The sequence below is a fragment of the Sphingomonas sp. CCH9-F2 genome (genome assembly GCF_001556735.1).
Classification (GTDB): domain Bacteria; phylum Pseudomonadota; class Alphaproteobacteria; order Sphingomonadales; family Sphingomonadaceae; genus Sphingomonas; species Sphingomonas ginsenosidimutans.
The window spans coordinates 1-17,538 of record NZ_LSJO01000270.1 but is presented as its reverse complement, the minus strand read 5'-3'; the positions used below and the strand labels follow the sequence as shown (position 1 = coordinate 17,538).

The following is a 17,538-nucleotide window of genomic DNA, read 5'->3' as shown; positions in this document are numbered from 1 at the left end:
CCCTCACCCTTCCCACCCGGCTGCGCCGGGTGGGAAGGGTGAGGGTGATCCGCCCCGCCGCCTACTGCCCGCCCTGATAGATGCCGATCGCCCCGAACAGCGTGGTCAGCGCATCGCGCTCCGCCGCGCTCAGCTCCGGACGCCACACCTCGAACAGCAGGACGACGCGCCCGTCGTCGCTGTCGTTCCACGCCTCATGCTCGATCGAATCGTCGAAGATCATCAACTCGCCTGCGCGCACCGCGCGTTCGTCATTCCCCACGCGCAAGCGGCAGCCGTCGGGGACGATCAGCGGCAGATGGACGATCAGCCGGGTGTTGAGCATCCCGTTGTGCGGCGGGATGTGGGTGTGCGGTTGCAGGACCGAGAACAGCGCCATCGGCGACCGGCCGGGGATGTTCGGCAACGGCGCCTGCGTCAGTGCCGCCAGCGTGGCGGGGCAGCGCGCGGCGTTGAGCGGATGCGGCGCGCCATTCTCGATCAGGTGGAACGCGCTCCACCGGGCATCGTCGAGCAAGGCGTGGCCGCGGTTCGCGCGCCGTGCATCGCTTTGCACATAGGGTTGCGCGCCCGTCCCGCTGGCGATCAGCGCGTCCAGCTCCGCCCGGATTGCCGGCGCGGCCGCGCTCAGCGCGGGCGCCCAGTCGAACTCGCCCGCGTCGAAGAACTGCCGATGCGGCAGGCCGGGGAAGAAGAAGCTGGTCGGCTGTTGCAGGTACAATTGCTTCTCGCCGGTCACCAGCGCCACCGCCTCGGCAAAGCGCGGCCCGGCATCCGTTTGCGCCACCTGCGCGCGCAGATGGTCGGAAAAGCGCGCCGACGCCGCCGCCAGCCGCGCCTGCGCCTCCACCAGCATCGGCTGGCGGCGCTCCGCCTCGCTGGCGCGCGACAGCGCCAGCCCGTAGAAGGAACAGGCGGCGCGATCGTCCTCGGCATGGTCGCCGCGCAGCACCAGCGCGTGGAGGTTGAACGGTTCGACCGCCAGCACCTGGTCCAGCGCGCCCGCCACCGCCGCGCGTTCCGCCCCCGTCACCGCGCGCGCCTGCGCCAGCAGTAGCCACAATTGCGGCGTCGCCACCCCGGCGGCGGCCACCTCCTCGAAGGCGTCGCGCGCCACCAGCGCCTCGCCGCGCTGCCACGCCGCCCATCCCGCCTGCGCGCGCTGCGCCTGTCGCTCTCGTGTCGCCATGGCGCCAGCCTAGCGGAAGGACGCGGGCCGCGCGAGATCCTCGTCCTGCGATGGCGGCGGCCCGGCGCCGTCCTACATCCCCGCCGGCCATTATGCCGCGCGACGGGCGGCGCTGGGGCGGCGGCGGTTAATTGAGAAAGGGTGCGATCGTCTCAACATTCGCAACATTGGCGGGGTTCGACGCCGCGCGCCCGATCGCTTATGGCGGCACGATGAGCGGGCGTTTCGATCATCTTTCCCATCGCCGGTCGATCGTCGACGGGCGTGTCCTGGCCGAGCGGCTCGCCGCGATCGACCCGCATGACAAGGCGGCGGCGCGCCGCGCGGCGGGCGTGATCCTGCGCGCCGCATTGGACGACGGGCGCGCGGAGATCGCGCGGCGGCTGGAAACGCATCCGACGCGCGGGATCGAGGCCGCCAACGCCCAGGCCTATCTGGTCGACAAGCTGCTGGTCGCGCTGGCCGATTTCACGACGCAGCGGCTCTATCCGCGCAGCAACCCGACCGCCGCCGAGCGGCTGCTGCTGATCGCGGTCGGCGGCTATGGCCGGGGAGAGATGGCGCCCTTTTCCGATGTCGACATCGGCTTCGTCACGCCGTGGAAACAGCCCCCCTGGGCCGAGCAGGCGATCGAATCGATGCTCTACACCCTGTGGGATCTGGGGCTGAAGATCGGCCATTCCAGCCGCTCGCTCGACGATATGGTGCGCGAGGCGCGCGGCGACGTGACGGTGCGCACCGCGCTGCTGGAGGGGCGGTTCGTCTGGGGGGACGAGGCGCTGTACGCCGATGCCGCGCGCCGTTTCCGCGACGACGTGCGCCACGGTACCGAACGCCAGTTCATCGCCGACAAGCTGGCCGAGCGCGACGCCCGGCACCTTCGCATGGGCGACACGCGCTACGTCGTCGAACCCAATGTGAAGGAGGGGAAGGGCGCGCTGCGCGATCTCCATGCGCTGTTCTGGATCGGCAAGTACGTCTACGACGTCAATCGCGCCGCGCAGCTGGTCGACGTCGGGCTGTTCACCCCGGACGAATATCGCGCCTTCCACCGCGCGGACAATTTCCTGTGGGCGGTGCGCTGCCACCTGCACCTGATCGCGGGGCGGGCGGAGGACCGGCTGACCTTCGACTATCAGCGCGAGATCGCCGAGCGGATGCGCTACGCCGCGCGCCCCGGCAAGTCCGCGGTCGAACGGTTCATGCAATTCTACTTCATCCAGGCCAAGGCGGTCGGCTCGCTGACCGGGCTGTTCCTGGCGCATCTGGACGAGAAATTCGCCGCCCGCCGCCGCTACGGCCTGCCGCGGCTGCGACGTGCGCCGCAGAAGCTGAACGGCTTCACCGTCGATCGCGGGCGGATCGCGCTGCCCGACGATACCTTCTTCCAGGACGATCCGGTGCGCCTGCTGGAGGTGTTCGCGCTGGCGGCGGAACGGCGCATGGAAATCCATCCGCTGGCGCTGCGCTGCGCCACCCGCGATGCGCGGCTGGCCGCGACGGTGCGCCGCGACGCGCGCGCCAACGCGCTGTTCCTCGACGTGCTGACCAGCCGCAACGATCCCGAGCTGGTGCTGCGCTGGATGAACGAGACCGGGGTGCTGGGCCGCTTCCTGCCCGATTTCGCGCGCGTCGTCGCGCAGATGCAGTTCGACATGTACCACCATTATACGGTGGACGAACATACGATCCGCGCGATCGGACTCCTGTCGCGGATGGAGAAGGGCGAGTCGCGCAACGACCATGTGCTGGCCAGCGCGATGATGGAGCAGATCGTGTCGCGCCGCGTGCTGTATGTCGCGGTGCTGCTGCACGATATCGCCAAGGGGCGCGGCGGCGATCATTCGATCCTGGGCGCGGAGGTGGCCGAACGGGTGTGCCCGCGCTTCGGGCTGACCGCGGCGGAGACCGAGACGGTCGCCTGGCTGGTCCGGCACCACCTGCTGATGTCGCACACCGCGTTCAAGCGCGACCTGACCGATTTCAAGACGATCCTCGACTTCGCCGAGGTGGTGCAAAGTCCGGAGCGCCTGCGACTGCTGCTGGTGCTGACCGTGGTGGATATCTGCGCGGTCGGGCCGGGCACGTGGAACGGGTGGAAGGGGCAGCTGCTCGACGACCTGTTCGACCGGTCGGAGGAAGTGCTGCGGCTGGGGCACAAGCAGAAGGGGCGCACGGAACGGATCGCGGCGCGGCAGCAGGGCGTCGCCAACGCGATGGGCTGGGATGCCGCGACCCTCGCCGATTACGCGCACCGCATGCCGGAGGCGTACTGGATCGCCGAGCCCGCCGACGTGCTGGCGCACAACGCCGCCTTCGTGTCGGCGGCCGGCGATGCGTTACTGTCGATCGACGCGCAGGTCTATCCCGATCGCGGCGCGACGCTGGTCACCGTCTATGCCGCCGACCATCCCGGGCTGTTCAGCCGCATCGCCGGCGCGATCCATGTCGCGGGCGGCAACATCATCGACGCGCGCATCCACACGACGCGCGACGGCATGGCGCTCGACAATTTCCTGGTCCAGGATCCGCTCGGCCGCCCGTTCGACGAGGCGGACCAGCTCGGCCGCCTGACCAAGGCGATCGAGGATGCGCTGGCCGGGCGCGGCAAGATGACCGACCGGCTGAAAGCCAAGGCGCTGCCGCGCACCCGCGCCGACGCCTTCCGCATCGAACCGTCGGTGCTGATCGACAACAAGGCGTCGAACCGCTTCACCGTGGTGGAGGTGGCGGCGCGCGACCGCCCGGCGCTGCTCAACCAGCTGGCCTATGCGCTGTTCGTGTCGAAGGTGACGATCCACAGCGCGCACGTCGCCACCTACGGCGAGCGCGCGGTCGACACCTTCTACCTGACCGACCTGACCGGCGACAAACTGGCCCCCGGCGCCCGGCTCAAGACGCTCGAAAAGCGCCTGGTCGCCGCCGCGGCGGGGGTGCCGTACGAGGAAGCGGCGTGACGACCGTTCACACCACCCGGTACGGCACCACGCCGCGCACCTCGCCCTCCACCGCGATCGCGCGGTCGGTGGGGGGGAAGGCGCGCTGGTCGCAGTCGGTGCGCGGGCACAGACGGCAGCTGATGCCGATCGGGGTCGGCGGCCCGGCGCGGTCGACCGCGTCGGCATAGACGAAGTCGGCGGCATGAACCGCCTCGCACCCCAGCGCCACGGCATAGCGGCGCGGCGCGCGTGCGAAGCGGCCGGACGGCTTCACCAGCCCCTTGGCCATCGAGATATAGCGTACGCCATCGGGCGTCTCGGCGTGCTGCACCAGGATCCGGTCGGGGATCGCGACCGCTTCGTGGACGTGCCACAGCGGGCAGGCGCCGCCGAAGCGCGCGAACTGGAGCCGCGTCGCCGAATGGCGCTTGGTGATGTTCGCCGCCATGTCGACGCGGCAGAAATAGAAGGGGATGCCCGCATCGCCGGGGCGTTGCAGCGTGGAAAGGCGGTGGCACGCCTGTTCGAAGCTGACGCCGAAGCGCCGCGACAGCCGGTCGATGTCGTGGCGCAGCCGCCGCGCCTCCGCCCGGAAGGCGCGATACGGCATGACCAGCGCACCGGCCGCGTAATTGGCCAGGCCGATCGCCAGCAGCCGCCGCGCCTCCGGCTGGGCGAGCGGCGCGGCGGCGACGATCGCCTCGATCGCGTCGGCGAAGGCGAGCGCGGCCAGCCGGTGCGCGATCAGGAAGCGGCGGCTCTCCTCCGGAAGCGCGGCGTTGAGCGTCAGCGTACCGCCCGCGAAACGCGCCAGCGGCGCATCCTCGTCCGCGTCGGTGGCGATGCGGATGCCGCGCGCCGCCAGCAGCGCGGCGGGCCGGTCCCGCTCCGCCAGCGCCTCCGCCGCGCGGTCGAGCGCGTCGACGTAATTGCCGGCTTCGTGGAACCAGTCGCGCACCGCCTCCCAGGGCAGGCGCGTGCCGACACCCGCGGTCATCGCCTCCTCCGCCAGCGCGACGCGCTCCTCCGCGGCGCGCTTGGCGGCGTGCAGCGCGATCAGGCGGTCGGCGAGGTCGGGCTGCTCGCTGGCAAGCTGCGCGACCGCCTCGGGCGGCAGCGGCGCGACCGCCGGGTCGGCCAGCGCATGGCCCAGCGCCGCCAGCCGTCGCGCCGGGGCCTCGCCCTCGATCCCGGCCAGCGCGGCGGGGAAATGCCGCGCCAGCGCGGCGGTGACCGCGGCGGTCAGCGGGCGCACGTCGCTTTCCAGCTGCGAGAGGTAGCTGACCGATACCCCCAGCCGCGCCGCCATCGCGCGCTGGTTCAGGTGCGCCGCGCGGCGCAGGTCGCGCAGCGTCTGGCCGGCGTAGAGGCGCTGTCTCATGTCACGCAGTCTAGTTCGCAACGTATCCGTTCGCAACTTCGTAACTTCGCATTTGCGCTGGCCGCGGTGGCGCGGCAGGAGGGGTGCCACCACGTCTTGGGAGAGATGGATGTCGTCGACGATCGCCGAACTCGAAAAGAAGCGTGGCGCCGCGCGTCTGGGCGGCGGGCAGAAGCGCATCGACGCGCAGCATGCCAAGGGCAAGCTGACCGCGCGCGAGCGGCTCGACGTGCTGCTGGACGAGGGCAGCTTCGAGGAGCTCGACATGTTCGTCGAGCACAATTGCGTCGATTTCGGGATGCAGGAACAGGTGATCCCCGGTGACGGCGTGATCACCGGATCGGGAACGATCAACGGCCGGCTGGTGTTCGTGTTCAGCCAGGACTTCACCGTCTTCGGCGGGTCGCTGTCCGAACGCCATGCGCAGAAGATCTGCAAGGTCATGGACATGGCGATGAAGGTCGGCGCACCGGTGATCGGCCTCAACGATTCGGGCGGTGCGCGCATCCAGGAAGGCGTGGCGTCGCTGGGCGGCTATGCCGAGGTGTTCCAGCGCAACGTGCTGGCGAGCGGACTGGTGCCGCAGCTCAGCCTCATCATGGGGCCGTGCGCGGGCGGCGCGGTCTATTCGCCCGCGATGACCGACTTCATCTTCATGGTGAAGGATTCCAGCTACATGTTCGTCACCGGCCCCGACGTGGTGAAGACGGTGACGAACGAGGTGGTGACGCAGGAGGCGCTGGGTGGCGCCATCACCCACACCACCAAGACCAGCGTCGCCGACGTCGCGTTCGACGACGATATCGAGACGCTGCTCGCGGCGCGCGACTTCATCGACTTCCTGCCCGCGTCGAATCGGGAGGGCGTGCCGGAACGCCCCACCGACGATCCGTGGGACCGGATCGAGGACAGCCTCGACACGCTGATCCCCGCCAACGCCAACCAGCCCTACGACATGCACGAGCTGATCCGTAAGGTGGTGGACGAGGGTGATTTCTTCGAGGTGCAGCCCGCGCACGCCGCCAACATCATCACCGGCTTCGGCCGCGTCGAGGGGCGGACCGTCGGGATCGTCGCCAACCAGCCGATGGTGCTGGCGGGCGTGCTGGACATCAACTCGTCGAAGAAGGCGGCACGCTTCGTGCGCTTCTGCGATGCGTTCGAGATCCCGATCGTCACTTTCGTCGACGTCCCCGGCTTCCTGCCCGGCACCGCGCAGGAGCATAACGGCATCATCAAGCACGGCGCGAAACTGCTGTTCGCCTATGCCGAGGCGACCGTGCCCAAGATCACCGTCATCACGCGCAAGGCCTATGGCGGGGCGTATGACGTGATGGCGTCGAAGCACCTGCGCGGCGACCTCAACTACGCCTGGCCGACCGCGGAGATCGCGGTGATGGGCGCCAAGGGCGCGGTGGAGATCATCTTCCGAGGGCTCAATGAGGAAGGCATCGCGGAAAAGACCCGCGAGTATGAGGCACGCTTCGCCAACCCGTTCGTCGCGGCAAGCAAGGGCTTCATCGACGAGGTGATCCAGCCGCACTCCACCCGCCGCCGCATCGCGCTAGGCCTGCGCAAGCTCAGGCACAAGGCGCTGGAGAATCCGTGGAAGAAGCATGACAACATTCCGCTCTGACGAAATCGTCATGCCAGCGCAGGCTGGCATCTGCGGCGACCGGAAGGCCCCGGCCTTCGCTGGGGTGACGGCAAAGGGATCGGATGCAGTATCTCTCGATCGTCGTTTTCGCGGTCTTCGCGGCGTTCGCGGCGCTGAAGGCCGGGTTCGCGTTGTGGAACGGGGAAACATCCTTCGGTCATGGGCGGACATGGAAGCGCGCGTCTGTTCCGTATTGGTTGCTGATCGCGGCTTATGTCTTCCTGATGCTGATGTCGGCGACCCTAGTGGTCGAATGGACGTGGAATCCGGACACGATGGCAAGGAGAAACTGACATGAACCTCGGCCGTCTCAACCATGTCGGCGTCGCGACGCCGTCGATCGCCGCGTCGGTCGAAACCTATCGCACCCTGCTGGGCGCCGAGGCGATCGGTGAGCCGTTCGACCTGCCGGCGCAGGGGGTGAAGGTGTGTTTCATCGACGCGCCCAATACGCAGATCGAGCTGATCGAGCCGTATGATCAGGATTCGCCGATCGCCGGTTTCCTGAAGAAGAATCCGGCGGGCGGGCAGCACCATGTCTGTTTCGAGGTGCCCGACATCAACGCGGCCGTCGCGCATCTGAAGGCGAACGGCGCGACGGTGCTGGGGAGCCCGCGGATCGGCGCGCACGGCACCCCGATCGTCTTCGTTCACCCGAAGGATTTCGGCGGGATGCTCGTCGAACTGATGGAAGAACCGAAGGGCGAGCACTGAGGACCCGTTCGTCCTGAGGAGCCGCCAAGCGAAGTCGAAGCGGCGTCTCGAAGGACGAGTGGTTCGAGACGAGGTTTCGACAAGCTCAGCCTCTCCTCACCACGAACGGCAATTGGAAGAGGAGAGCGGATATGGCCGAATATGAAACGATCCTGACCGAACGAAAGGGCGACGTCCTGGTCGTCACGCTGAACCGGCCGGAGCGGCTCAACGCCGCCTCGCTGCAGATGGCGGAGGACCTGACGGTCGCGCTCTACGACCTGCAGGGCGCGCGCGCGTTGCTCATCACCGGCGCAGGGCGTGCCTTCTGTTCGGGTGCGGACCTGCAGGCGCGCGGCGGCGACAGTGCGGTGACTGGCGGCGACGCCAGCCATCGTGCGCTGATGAACCATTACAATCCGGCGCTCAGCCAGATCATGCAGCTCGACATTCCGGTCGTCACCGCGGTCAACGGCCCGGCGGCGGGCGTGGGCTGTTCGATCGGGCTGGCGGGCGATTTCGTGTTCGCGGGCCGGTCGGCCTATTTCCTCCAGGCGTTCGTGAACATCGGGCTGGTCCCGGACGGCGGCTCGACCTGGCTGCTGACCAAGGCGATCGGCAAGCCGCGCGCGACGCGGATGATGATGCTGGGCGAGCGGATCGGCGCCGACCAGGCCGAGCAATGGGGCCTGATCTACAAGGCGGTCGACGACGCCGCGCTGATGGACGAAGCGCTGGCGCTGGCGACGCGGCTGGCGGCGGGGCCGACGGTGGCGCTGTCGACGATGCGGCGCAACATCATGACCGCGCTGGACGGATCGCTCGACCAGGTGCTGCGCGCCGAGGCGGAGGGGCAGCGTCGCGCCGGCGGCACCGCCGACGCACGCGAAGGCGCGCTGAGCTTCATCGAGAAGCGCAAGCCCGAGTTCAAGGGGCGGTGACGACCGCGCTCTACCTGTCGCACCCCGAGGTGCGGATCGACCCTGTGGTGCCCGTGCCACAATGGGGTCTGTCCGCCGTCGGGCGTGCGCGGGTGGAGGCGATCCGCCACCGTGCGTGGCTGCGCGCGATCGAGCGGATCGTGAGCAGCGACGAGAACAAGGCGCAGGAGACGGCACAACTGATCGGCGATGCGATCGGCGTCCCGGTGGAGGTCGCGCCGGATATGGGTGAGAACGATCGCTCCGCCACCGGATTCCTGCCGCCCGACGAGTTTGAGGCGACCGCCGACGCCTTCTTCGCCGATCCCGACACGTCGGTGCGCGGATGGGAGACGGCGCGCGCGGCGCAGGCGCGAATCGTCGCCGCGGCCCGCGACGTGCTGACGGGGCATGAGGCGCGACCGACGCTGTTCGTCGGCCATGGCGGGGTCGGCACGCTGCTGGCGTGTGCGATCCGCGGGCAGGCGATCGACCGCGCGCACGATCAGGGAAACACCCCCGGCGCGAACCCGCGCGGCGGCAATGTCCACGGCTTCGCGACCGACATGAGCGAGGCGCTGTTCGGCTGGAGGCCGATGGAAGAATTATGAGCGAGAAGACCACCCACGACACCGCCACCCCCGCGCCAACGCTGGAAAGCTGGGCCAAGGCTGCCGACAAGGAAGTGAAGGGCAAGGACCTGACCTGGCGCACGCCGGAGGGGATCGAGGTCAAGCCGCTCTACACCGCCGAGGACGTGGCGGGATGGGAACCCGGCCTGCCCGGTTTCGCGCCGTTCACGCGCGGCGTGCGCGCGTCGATGTACGCCGGGCGGCCGTGGACGATCCGGCAATATGCGGGCTTTTCCACCGCGGAGGAATCGAACGCTTTCTACCACCGCAACCTGAAGGCGGGGCAGAAGGGGCTGTCGGTCGCGTTCGATCTGGCCACCCACCGCGGCTATGACAGCGACCATCCGCGCGTCACCGGCGACGTCGGCAAGGCAGGCGTGGCGATCGACAGCGTCGAGGACATGAAGATCCTGTTCGACGGCATCCCGCTGGACCGGATGTCGGTCAGCATGACGATGAACGGCGCGGTGATCCCGATCCTCGCCTTCTTCATCGTCGCGGGCGAGGAACAGGGCGTCGACCGCAAGTTGCTCGACGGGACCATCCAGAACGACATCCTCAAGGAGTTCATGGTCCGCAACACCTATATCTACCCGCCCGAACCGAGCATGCGGATCATCAGCGATATCTTCGGTTACACCAGCCGGGAGATGCCGAAGTTCAATTCGATCTCTATTTCCGGCTATCACATGCAGGAAGCCGGGGCGACGCAGGTGCAGGAGCTGGCCTTCACCATCGCCGACGGCATGGAATATGTGAAATACGGTGTTGCCAGCGGACTGGATATCGACAAGTTCGCCGGACGGCTGAGCTTCTTCTTTGCGATCGGCATGAACTTCTTCATGGAGATCGCCAAGCTGCGCGCCGCACGGGTGCTGTGGCACCGGGTGATGACGCAGCTGGGCGCGCAGGATGAACGCAGCAAGATGCTGCGCACCCACTGCCAGACCAGCGGTGTCTCGCTGACCGAGCAGGATCCGTACAACAACGTCATGCGCACGACGATCGAGGCGATGGCGGCGATGCTAGGCGGCACCCAGTCGCTCCACACCAACGCGCTGGACGAGGCGATCGCGCTGCCGACCGACTTCTCCGCCCGGATCGCGCGCAACACGCAGCTGGTGATCCAGGAGGAGACCGGCATGTGCAATGTCGTCGATCCGCTGGGCGGTAGCTATTATATCGAGGCGCTGACCAAGCGGCTGGTCGACGACGCTTGGGAGATCATCCAGCGCGTGGAGCGTGAGGGCGGGATGGCCAAGGCGGTCGGCGCCGGCTGGCCCAAGGCGATGATCGAGGAAGCCAGCGCCGCGCGCGCCGCGCGCGTCGATCGCGGCGAGGACGTGATCGTCGGCGTCAACAAATACCGCAAGGACAATGAGGATCCGATCGAGATCCTCGACGTCGACAACCATGCCGTGCGCGAGGCGCAGATCCGCCGCATCAACAAGATGAAGGCGGAGCGCGACGAGGAGGCGTGCCGCGCCGCGCTCGACGCGCTGCGCGATGGGGCAAAGGGGGACGGCAACCTTCTAGAACTGGCGGTGGAATGCGCACGTCGCCGCGCGACGCTGGGCGAGATTTCCAGCGCGATGGAGGATGTGTTCGGCCGGTTCGGCACGCAGCCGACGCCGGTGAAGGGCGTCTACGGCGGCGCATATAAGGAGGACGGTCGCTGGGAGCGGCTGTTGCGCGGCGTCGAGGCGGTCGAGCGTCGGTTGGGTCGCAAGCCCCGGATGTTCGTCGCCAAGATGGGGCAGGACGGGCATGACCGCGGCGCCAATCTGGTCAGCAGCATGTTCGGCGACCTGGGGTTCGAGGTGGTGCCCGGCCCGCTGTTCCAGACGCCCAAGGAAGCGAGTGAGCTGGCGCTGGAGAAGGACGTCGATGTCGTGGGCGCCTCCAGTCTGGCGGCGGGGCACAAGACGCTGATCCCCGAACTGATCGGGCACCTGCGCGATGCCGGACGCCCGGATATCAAGGTGATCGCGGGCGGCGTGATCCCGGCGCAGGACTATCAGGCGCTGTTCGATGCCGGCGTGCAGGCGATCTTCGGCCCCGGAACGAACTTGATCGTGGCGGCGGAGGACGTGCTACGGCTGCTCGGGCACAACATGCCGCCGCAAGAGGAAGCTGCCGAGTGATGACCGACCTTCGCAACGACTGGACCCGCGACGAAATCGCGGCGCTGTTTGACCTGCCGTTCGACGAGCTGATGTACCGCGCCCAGACCGTCCACCGTGCGCATCACGCGCCGTCGGAGGTGCAATTGTGCACGCTGCTGTCGATCAAGACCGGCGGCTGCCCGGAGGATTGCGGCTATTGCTCGCAGTCGGTCGCGGCCGACAGCGGGGTCAAGGCGACCAAGCTGATGGATGTGCAGGCGGTGCTGCAACGCGCCGCCGAGGCGAAGGACGCCGGGTCGCAGCGGTTCTGCATGGGCGCGGCGTGGCGCAACCCCAAGGACCGCGACATGGACGCGATCATCCAGATGATCGAAGGCGTGCGCGGCATGGGGATGGAAACCTGCATGACGCTGGGGATGCTGACGCCGGAGCAGGCGCAGCGGCTCGGTGAGGCGGGGCTGGATTACTATAACCACAATATCGACACCTCGCCCGAGCGGTACGGCGACGTCATCACCACGCGCACCTTCGGCGAGCGGCTGAATACGCTGGAGAATGTGCGCTCCGCCGGGATCAACGTCTGCTGCGGCGGGATCGTGGGCATGGGCGAGACGCGCGGCGACCGCGTCGGCTTCGTCCATGCGCTCGCCACGCTGCCGCGCCATCCCGAAAGCGTGCCGGTCAATGCGCTGGTGCCGGTGAAAGGCACCGTGCTGGGCGACATGCTGGCCGACACGCCGCTCGCGAAGATCGACGATATCGAGTTCGTCCGCACCGTCGCGGTCGCGCGCATCACCATGCCGATGAGCATGGTGCGGCTGTCGGCGGGGCGCGAGAGCATGTCGGAGGCGACGCAGGCGCTGTGCTTCATGGCCGGCGCGAACTCGATCTTCACCGGCGACAAGCTGCTGACCGCGGGCAATCGCGGCGACAGCGCCGACGCGGCGCTGTTCGCGAAGCTGGGCGTGACGCCGATGCAGGCCGAGGAGCCGATGCGCGCGAAGGTGTGCGAGGCGGCGGAATAGGGATGCCCGCCCCCCATGCGTGGGGTGGGGCGACGTAGAAGAACTGGGAGAGACCGTTGTTCAAGAAGATCCTGGTCGCCAATCGTGGCGAGATCGCGTGCCGCGTGTTCCGCACCGCCAAGAAGATGGGGATCGCGACGGTCGCGGTCTATTCCGACGCGGACGCGCGCAGTCCGCATGTGCTGATGGCGGACGAGGCGGTGCGGCTGGGGCCGGCACCGGCGGCGGAAAGCTATCTCAAGGCTGACCTGATCCTGAAGGCGGCGAAGGAGACGGGCGCGGACTGTATCCATCCCGGCTACGGCTTCCTGTCGGAGCGCGAGAGCTTCGCGAAGGCGTGCGCCGATGCCGGCATCGCCTTCGTCGGGCCTCCCCCGAAAGCCATCGCCGCGATGGGCGACAAGATCGAATCGAAGAAGCTGGCGAAGGAAGCCGGCGTCAACGTCGTCCCGGGCTTCCTGGGTGAGATCGCGGACACCGATGCGGCGGTGAAGATCGCGGGCGAGATCGGCTATCCGGTAATGATGAAGGCGTCGGCCGGCGGCGGCGGCAAGGGGATGCGCCTCGCCTGGTCCGAAAAGGACGTGCGCGAGGGGTTCGAGGCGACCAAGCGTGAGGGGCTGGCCAGCTTCGGCGATGACCGCGTGTTCATCGAGAAGTTCATCGAAAGCCCGCGGCATATCGAAATCCAGGTGCTGGGCGACCAGCATGGCAACATCGTCTATCTCAACGAGCGCGAATGTTCGGTGCAGCGCCGCCACCAGAAGGTGGTCGAGGAAGCGCCGTCGCCGTTCGTGACGCCGAAGATGCGCAAGGCGATGGGCGAACAGGCGGTCGCGCTGGCGCGGGCGGTCGGCTATTACAGCGCCGGCACGGTCGAGTTGATCGTCAGCGGCGCCGACAAGACCGGCGAAAGCTTCTACTTCCTGGAGATGAACACCCGGCTGCAGGTGGAGCATCCCGTCACCGAGGAGATCACCGGCCTCGACCTGGTCGAGCAGATGATCCGCGTGGCAGCCGGCGAGAAGCTGGCGTTCGCGCAGAAGGACGTGAAGATCAACGGCTGGGCGGTGGAAAACCGCGTCTATGCCGAGGACCCGTATCGCGGCTTCCTGCCGTCGATCGGCCGACTGGTGCGCTATCAGCCGCCGCTGGCGGGCGATGGTGTGCGCGTCGACGATGGCGTGGCCGAGGGCGGCGAGGTCAGCATGTTCTACGACCCGATGATCGCCAAGCTGGTCACCCATGGCGCCACGCGCGAGGAGGCGATCGACAAACAGGTCGCCGCGCTGGATGCGTTCGAGATCGTCGGGCCGGGCACCAACCTCGATTTCCTGTCGGCGCTGATGCAGCATCCGCGCTTCCGTTCGGGCAATATCACCACCGGTTTCATCGCGGAGGAATATCCCGAGGGGTTCCACGGCGCGCCTGCGTCGGACGAGGTGCTGCGCACGCTCGCCGGCGTCGCGGCATTCGCGGCCACGGCAGAGGCGGATCGCGCGCGCCGCGTCGACGGCCAGTTGGGCGGACGGCTGCGCCCGCCTGCCGACTGGGTGGTGCGCATCGGCAAGACCGATCATGCGGCGACGATCTCGACCGACGGGCTGACCGTCGACGGCGCGGATTTGCCGGTCGCGATCGAATATACGCCCGGCGACCGGCTGATCGTGGTCGAGCCGCTCGACGAGGAAGCGGGCACGCCGCTGACGGTCAAGCTGACGCGCACGCGCACCGGCTTCACCCTCAACGCGCGCGGTGCCAGCCACAAGGTGCGCGTGCTGCCCGCGCGCATCGCGCCTTATGCGCAGCATCTGATCGAGAAGGTGGCGCCGGACCTGTCGAAGTTCCTGATCGCGCCGATGCCGGGGCTGCTGGTCCGGCTGGACGTCGCGCCAGGCGACAAGGTGGAGGCGGGCCAGCCGCTGGCGGTGGTCGAGGCGATGAAGATGGAGAATATCCTGCGCGCCGAGAAGACCGCGACGGTCAAGTCGGTGAGCGCGGCGGCGGGCGACAGCCTGGCGGTGGATCAGGTGATCCTGGAACTGGAGTGATCGCATGCCGCGGTGATGCGGCATTGCGACATTCTGCGACATTTTCGCACTGGACGCCGCCGGAGGCGGGCTTCATGCCGATGTCATGAAGCGCGTCGTCCCCGCGGCGGTCGCTGTTCTCGCCATGGCGGGTTGCAGCGTCGGGCCTGACTATCAGCCGCGATCCGCCGACGCGCTGGGCGTTCCGGTATCCTATTCGGTGCCGGCGGCGTCATCGCCAGAGGATCTCACCCGCTGGTGGGGGCGCTTCGACGATCCGGTGCTGGGGCAATTGGTCGAGCAGGCGGCCGCCGCCAATCTGGACGTGGCGCAGGCCGTCGCGCGGTTGCGGCAAGCGCGCGAGGCGCTGGTGCAAAGCCGCGCTGACCTGTTTCCCAGCCTGAGCGGCACCGCCGGCTACAGCCGGTCGGAGACGCTGCGCGGCGGGGGGCAGACGATCACGCTGCCCGACGGCACGGTGCAGAATGTCGGCGGCGGCGGCGCGAACAATTTCTCGCTGGGTGCCAGCGCGCAATATCAGCTTGGCCTGTTCGGCGACGTGCGCGGCACGATCGAGGCGAGCCGCGCGCAATATCAGGCATCGGGCTTCGATTATGCCACCACACTGCTGACCGTCGAGCAGGAAGTGGCGCGCAACTACGTCCTCGCACGGCTGTATCAGGCGCAGTTGGGCAATGCGCGCGCCAGCCTGGCGTTGCAGGACGACAATCTGGAGATTGCCGGTTTCCGGGTGCAGGCCGGGCTGGTGTCCTCGCTCGACCGGGAACAGGCGCGCGCGCAGCGGGCGCAGACCGCCGCGTCCATTCCCTCGCTGGAGCAGCAATATAGCGCCGCGGTCGCGCGGCTGGGCGTGCTGACCGCGCAGGCGCCCGGCGCGCTCCGGCCGCTGCTGGCCGTCGCGCGGCCCATCCCCAACGGCCCCGCGGTGGTCGGCACGGGCATCCCCGCTGACGTGTTGCGCCAGCGACCCGACGTGCGTTCGGCTGAGCGCGCGCTGGCGGCGGCGGTGGCGCGGATCGGCGTGGCGGAGGCGGCGCTGTATCCGAACCTGGCGATCAGCGGGAACATCAACACGCGCGCTGCCGGGGTGGGCGGCCTGCTCGACACCGTGACCGGCGGGCTGTTCGCCGGGCTGACCCAGGCGATCTTCAACGGCGGCCGGCTGCGAAGCCAGGTGCGCGGCCAGCGCGCCGCCGCCGACGGCGCGCTGGCGGCCTACAAGAGCACGGTCCTGACCGCGCTGGAGGATGTCGAGAACGGCGTCGTCGCGCTCGATACGGCGCGCCAGCGTGAGCGGGAACTGACCGTCGCCTATGACGCGGCCAATGCCGCCGCGGTACTGTCGCGCGCGCAATATCGCAGCGGACTGACCGATTTCACGACGCTGAGCCAGCAGGAGGCGACCCTGCTGTCGGCGCGCAATGCCGTGGCGCAGGCGCATGCCGATGCGGCCACCGCGCTGATCCAGTTGTACGGCGCGCTGGGCGGCGGGTGGGATCCCGCCGTCGTCCCCGAAGCGCCTGCCGCCACCGCTACCGACGGAACCCGCTGATGGCCGATCCTGCTACCGACGAATTCCTGGGCGTCACGCCGCAGCCGGCGTGGCGGCGCCGGATCAAATGGATCGTGCTGGCGGTCGTGCTGGTCGGTCTGGCGCTGCTGCTGTCGAAATGCGTGTTCGGCGGATCGGACAAACCCGATTACGCGACCGTACCGGTCCAGCGCGGCAACCTGACCGTCACGGTATCCGCCACGGGGAAGCTGGCGCCGACCAATCAGGTGACGGTCGGCTCGCAGCTGTCCGGGCTGGTCACGCGCGTGGTCGTCGACGTCAACGACCGCGTCACCGCGGGCCAGCCGCTGGCGCTGATCGACCCCGAACAGATCGACGACCAGATCCGCGCCGGACAGGCGCAGCTGGCCGCGAACGTCGCGCAGGTCAATCAGGCGCGCGCCACCGTCGCGGAGGCGCAGGCGCAGCTGGCGCGGCTGGAGGAAGTGTCGCGGTTGTCGAACGGGCGCGTCCCGTCGAAGGCGGAATTGCAGACCGGGCAGGCCGACGCGCAGCGCGCGGTCGCCGCCTTGCGCGTGGCGGAGGCGAACGTCACCGCGGCGCGTGCCCAGCTGGCGCAGTCGCAGACGCAGCGCGCGCGGGCGATCATCCGCTCCCCCGTTAATGGCGTGGTGCTGGCGCGGCAGGTCGATCCGGGCCAGACGGTGGCCGCGTCGTTCAACACGCCAACCCTGTTCGTCATCGCCGAAGACCTGTCGAAGATGAAGCTGGAGGTCGCGATCGACGAGGCCGACGTGGGCGAGGTGCGTACCGGGCAGAAGGCGACCTTCACCGTCGATGCCTTTCCCGGGCGCACGTTCCCGGCGACCATCACGCGTGTCGATCTGGGGTCGAACCTGACGGTCAGCAACGCGACCGCATCATCCAGCTCGACCGGCAGCAGTGCGACCGCTTCGACCACCGGGCAGGTGGTGTCCTATGCCGCCGACCTGACGGTCGCCAACCCGACGTTCCAGCTGCGCCCCGGCATGACCGCGACCGCCGATATCGTCACCGCGGACAAGCGCGACGCGCTGCTCGTTCCCAATGCCGCGTTCCGGTTCAAGCCCGACAGCGGCGCCGGGGACGGCGCGCGCGGCGGGATCGCGGGATCGCTGGTGCCGCGTGGCCGGCGGCGCGGCAGCGGCGGGGATCGTACCGCGACGCTGACGCGCGGCGCGCAGCAGACAGTGTACGTCAGGGGCGACGACGGTACGCCGCAGCCGGTGCAGGTGACGACCGGCGACACCAACGGCACGCTGACCGAGGTGCTGTCCGGCGCGCTGAAGCCGGGGATGCAGGTCATCACCGGCCAGCTGGCGAGCGGCGACGATGCCGCGGGCGGCGACAGCCGGCGGCGTTCGGGCGGGCGG

The 17,538-nt window shown here is 68.8% G+C and carries 13 protein-coding genes; 11 read left to right on the top strand and 2 right to left on the bottom strand.

All coding sequences use genetic code 11. The annotated features are described in order from the left end of the window. Nucleotides 1-61 precede the first annotated feature (61 nt). Nucleotides 62-1,189, bottom strand: a complete 1,128-nt coding sequence (locus AX685_RS08125; RefSeq protein ID WP_082740708.1) for an aspartyl/asparaginyl beta-hydroxylase domain-containing protein — start codon at nt 1,187-1,189, stop codon at nt 62-64. A 212-nt stretch (nt 1,190-1,401) separates the two neighbouring features. Here AX685_RS08125 and AX685_RS08120 point away from each other — a divergent pair, with 212 nt between their 5' ends. Continuing rightward, a complete protein-coding gene (locus tag AX685_RS08120) occupies nt 1,402-4,146 on the top strand; it encodes a [protein-PII] uridylyltransferase (protein ID WP_066487381.1) in 2,745 nt (914 codons plus the stop codon). A 7-nt stretch (nt 4,147-4,153) separates the two neighbouring features. Here the strand turns inward: AX685_RS08120 and AX685_RS08115 are convergent, their stop codons facing one another. Further along, a complete protein-coding gene (locus AX685_RS08115) occupies nt 4,154-5,509 on the bottom strand; it encodes a helix-turn-helix domain-containing protein (protein ID WP_066487378.1) in 1,356 nt (451 codons plus the stop codon). Between the two features lie 109 nt (nt 5,510-5,618). Between AX685_RS08115 and AX685_RS08110 the strand changes: the two genes are divergently transcribed. The 10 genes from AX685_RS08110 to AX685_RS08065 all read left to right on the top strand — a co-directional run. Further along, complete coding sequence (locus AX685_RS08110; RefSeq protein WP_066487375.1) at nt 5,619-7,145, top strand: acyl-CoA carboxylase subunit beta; 1,527 nt, start codon at nt 5,619-5,621, stop codon at nt 7,143-7,145. 83 nt (nt 7,146-7,228) lie between these two features. Further along, nucleotides 7,229-7,459: a hypothetical protein gene (locus AX685_RS08105; protein WP_066487371.1), complete on the top strand. Its 231-nt coding sequence runs from the start codon at nt 7,229-7,231 to the stop codon at nt 7,457-7,459. A 1-nt stretch (nt 7,460) separates the two neighbouring features. After that, nucleotides 7,461-7,880 carry a methylmalonyl-CoA epimerase gene (gene mce / locus AX685_RS08100; RefSeq protein WP_066487369.1) on the top strand — a complete coding sequence of 140 codons (420 nt, stop codon included), beginning with the start codon at nt 7,461-7,463 and terminating at the stop codon, nt 7,878-7,880. A 131-nt stretch (nt 7,881-8,011) separates the two neighbouring features. After that, nucleotides 8,012-8,800, top strand: a complete 789-nt coding sequence (locus AX685_RS08095) for an enoyl-CoA hydratase-related protein (protein WP_066487368.1) — start codon at nt 8,012-8,014, stop codon at nt 8,798-8,800. Beyond that, on the top strand, nt 8,797-9,390 hold the full coding sequence (locus tag AX685_RS08090; RefSeq protein ID WP_066487365.1) for a histidine phosphatase family protein: 594 nt from the start codon (nt 8,797-8,799) through the stop codon (nt 9,388-9,390). The genes AX685_RS08095 and AX685_RS08090 overlap by 4 nt, the downstream gene beginning before the upstream one ends. Continuing rightward, entirely contained in the window at nt 9,387-11,555 is a 2,169-nt protein-coding gene (gene scpA, locus AX685_RS08085; RefSeq protein ID WP_066487363.1) for a methylmalonyl-CoA mutase, read from the top strand. The genes AX685_RS08090 and scpA overlap by 4 nt, the downstream gene beginning before the upstream one ends. After that, a complete protein-coding gene (gene bioB / locus AX685_RS08080) occupies nt 11,555-12,562 on the top strand; it encodes a biotin synthase BioB (RefSeq protein ID WP_066487361.1) in 1,008 nt (335 codons plus the stop codon). Before scpA ends, bioB begins: the two co-directional genes overlap by 1 nt. A 56-nt stretch (nt 12,563-12,618) precedes the next feature. After that, nucleotides 12,619-14,613, top strand: a complete 1,995-nt coding sequence (locus tag AX685_RS08075) for an acetyl-CoA carboxylase biotin carboxylase subunit (protein WP_066487359.1) — start codon at nt 12,619-12,621, stop codon at nt 14,611-14,613. A gap of 85 nt (nt 14,614-14,698) precedes the next feature. Beyond that, a complete protein-coding gene (locus AX685_RS08070; protein ID WP_066487358.1) occupies nt 14,699-16,165 on the top strand; it encodes an efflux transporter outer membrane subunit in 1,467 nt (488 codons plus the stop codon). Beyond that, nucleotides 16,165-17,538, top strand: a 1,374-nt coding sequence (locus AX685_RS08065) for an efflux RND transporter periplasmic adaptor subunit (protein ID WP_066487357.1), incomplete at its 3' end; no start/stop codon positions are given. The genes AX685_RS08070 and AX685_RS08065, both read left to right, overlap by 1 nt.

Excerpts from the sequence above, each read along its gene's own strand:
- AX685_RS08125 (WP_082740708.1), bottom strand. The coding sequence starts at position 1,189 with ATGGCGACACGAGAGCGACAGGCGCAGCGCGCGCAGGCGGGATGGGCG.
- AX685_RS08120 (WP_066487381.1), top strand. The coding sequence starts at position 1,402 with ATGAGCGGGCGTTTCGATCATCTTTCCCATCGCCGGTCGATCGTCGAC.
- AX685_RS08115 (WP_066487378.1), bottom strand. The coding sequence starts at position 5,509 with ATGAGACAGCGCCTCTACGCCGGCCAGACGCTGCGCGACCTGCGCCGC.
- AX685_RS08110 (WP_066487375.1), top strand. The coding sequence starts at position 5,619 with ATGTCGTCGACGATCGCCGAACTCGAAAAGAAGCGTGGCGCCGCGCGT.
- AX685_RS08105 (WP_066487371.1), top strand. The coding sequence starts at position 7,229 with ATGCAGTATCTCTCGATCGTCGTTTTCGCGGTCTTCGCGGCGTTCGCG.
- mce (WP_066487369.1), top strand. The coding sequence starts at position 7,461 with ATGAACCTCGGCCGTCTCAACCATGTCGGCGTCGCGACGCCGTCGATC.
- AX685_RS08095 (WP_066487368.1), top strand. The coding sequence starts at position 8,012 with ATGGCCGAATATGAAACGATCCTGACCGAACGAAAGGGCGACGTCCTG.
- scpA (WP_066487363.1), top strand. The coding sequence starts at position 9,387 with ATGAGCGAGAAGACCACCCACGACACCGCCACCCCCGCGCCAACGCTG.
- bioB (WP_066487361.1), top strand. The coding sequence starts at position 11,555 with ATGACCGACCTTCGCAACGACTGGACCCGCGACGAAATCGCGGCGCTG.
- AX685_RS08070 (WP_066487358.1), top strand. The coding sequence starts at position 14,699 with ATGAAGCGCGTCGTCCCCGCGGCGGTCGCTGTTCTCGCCATGGCGGGT.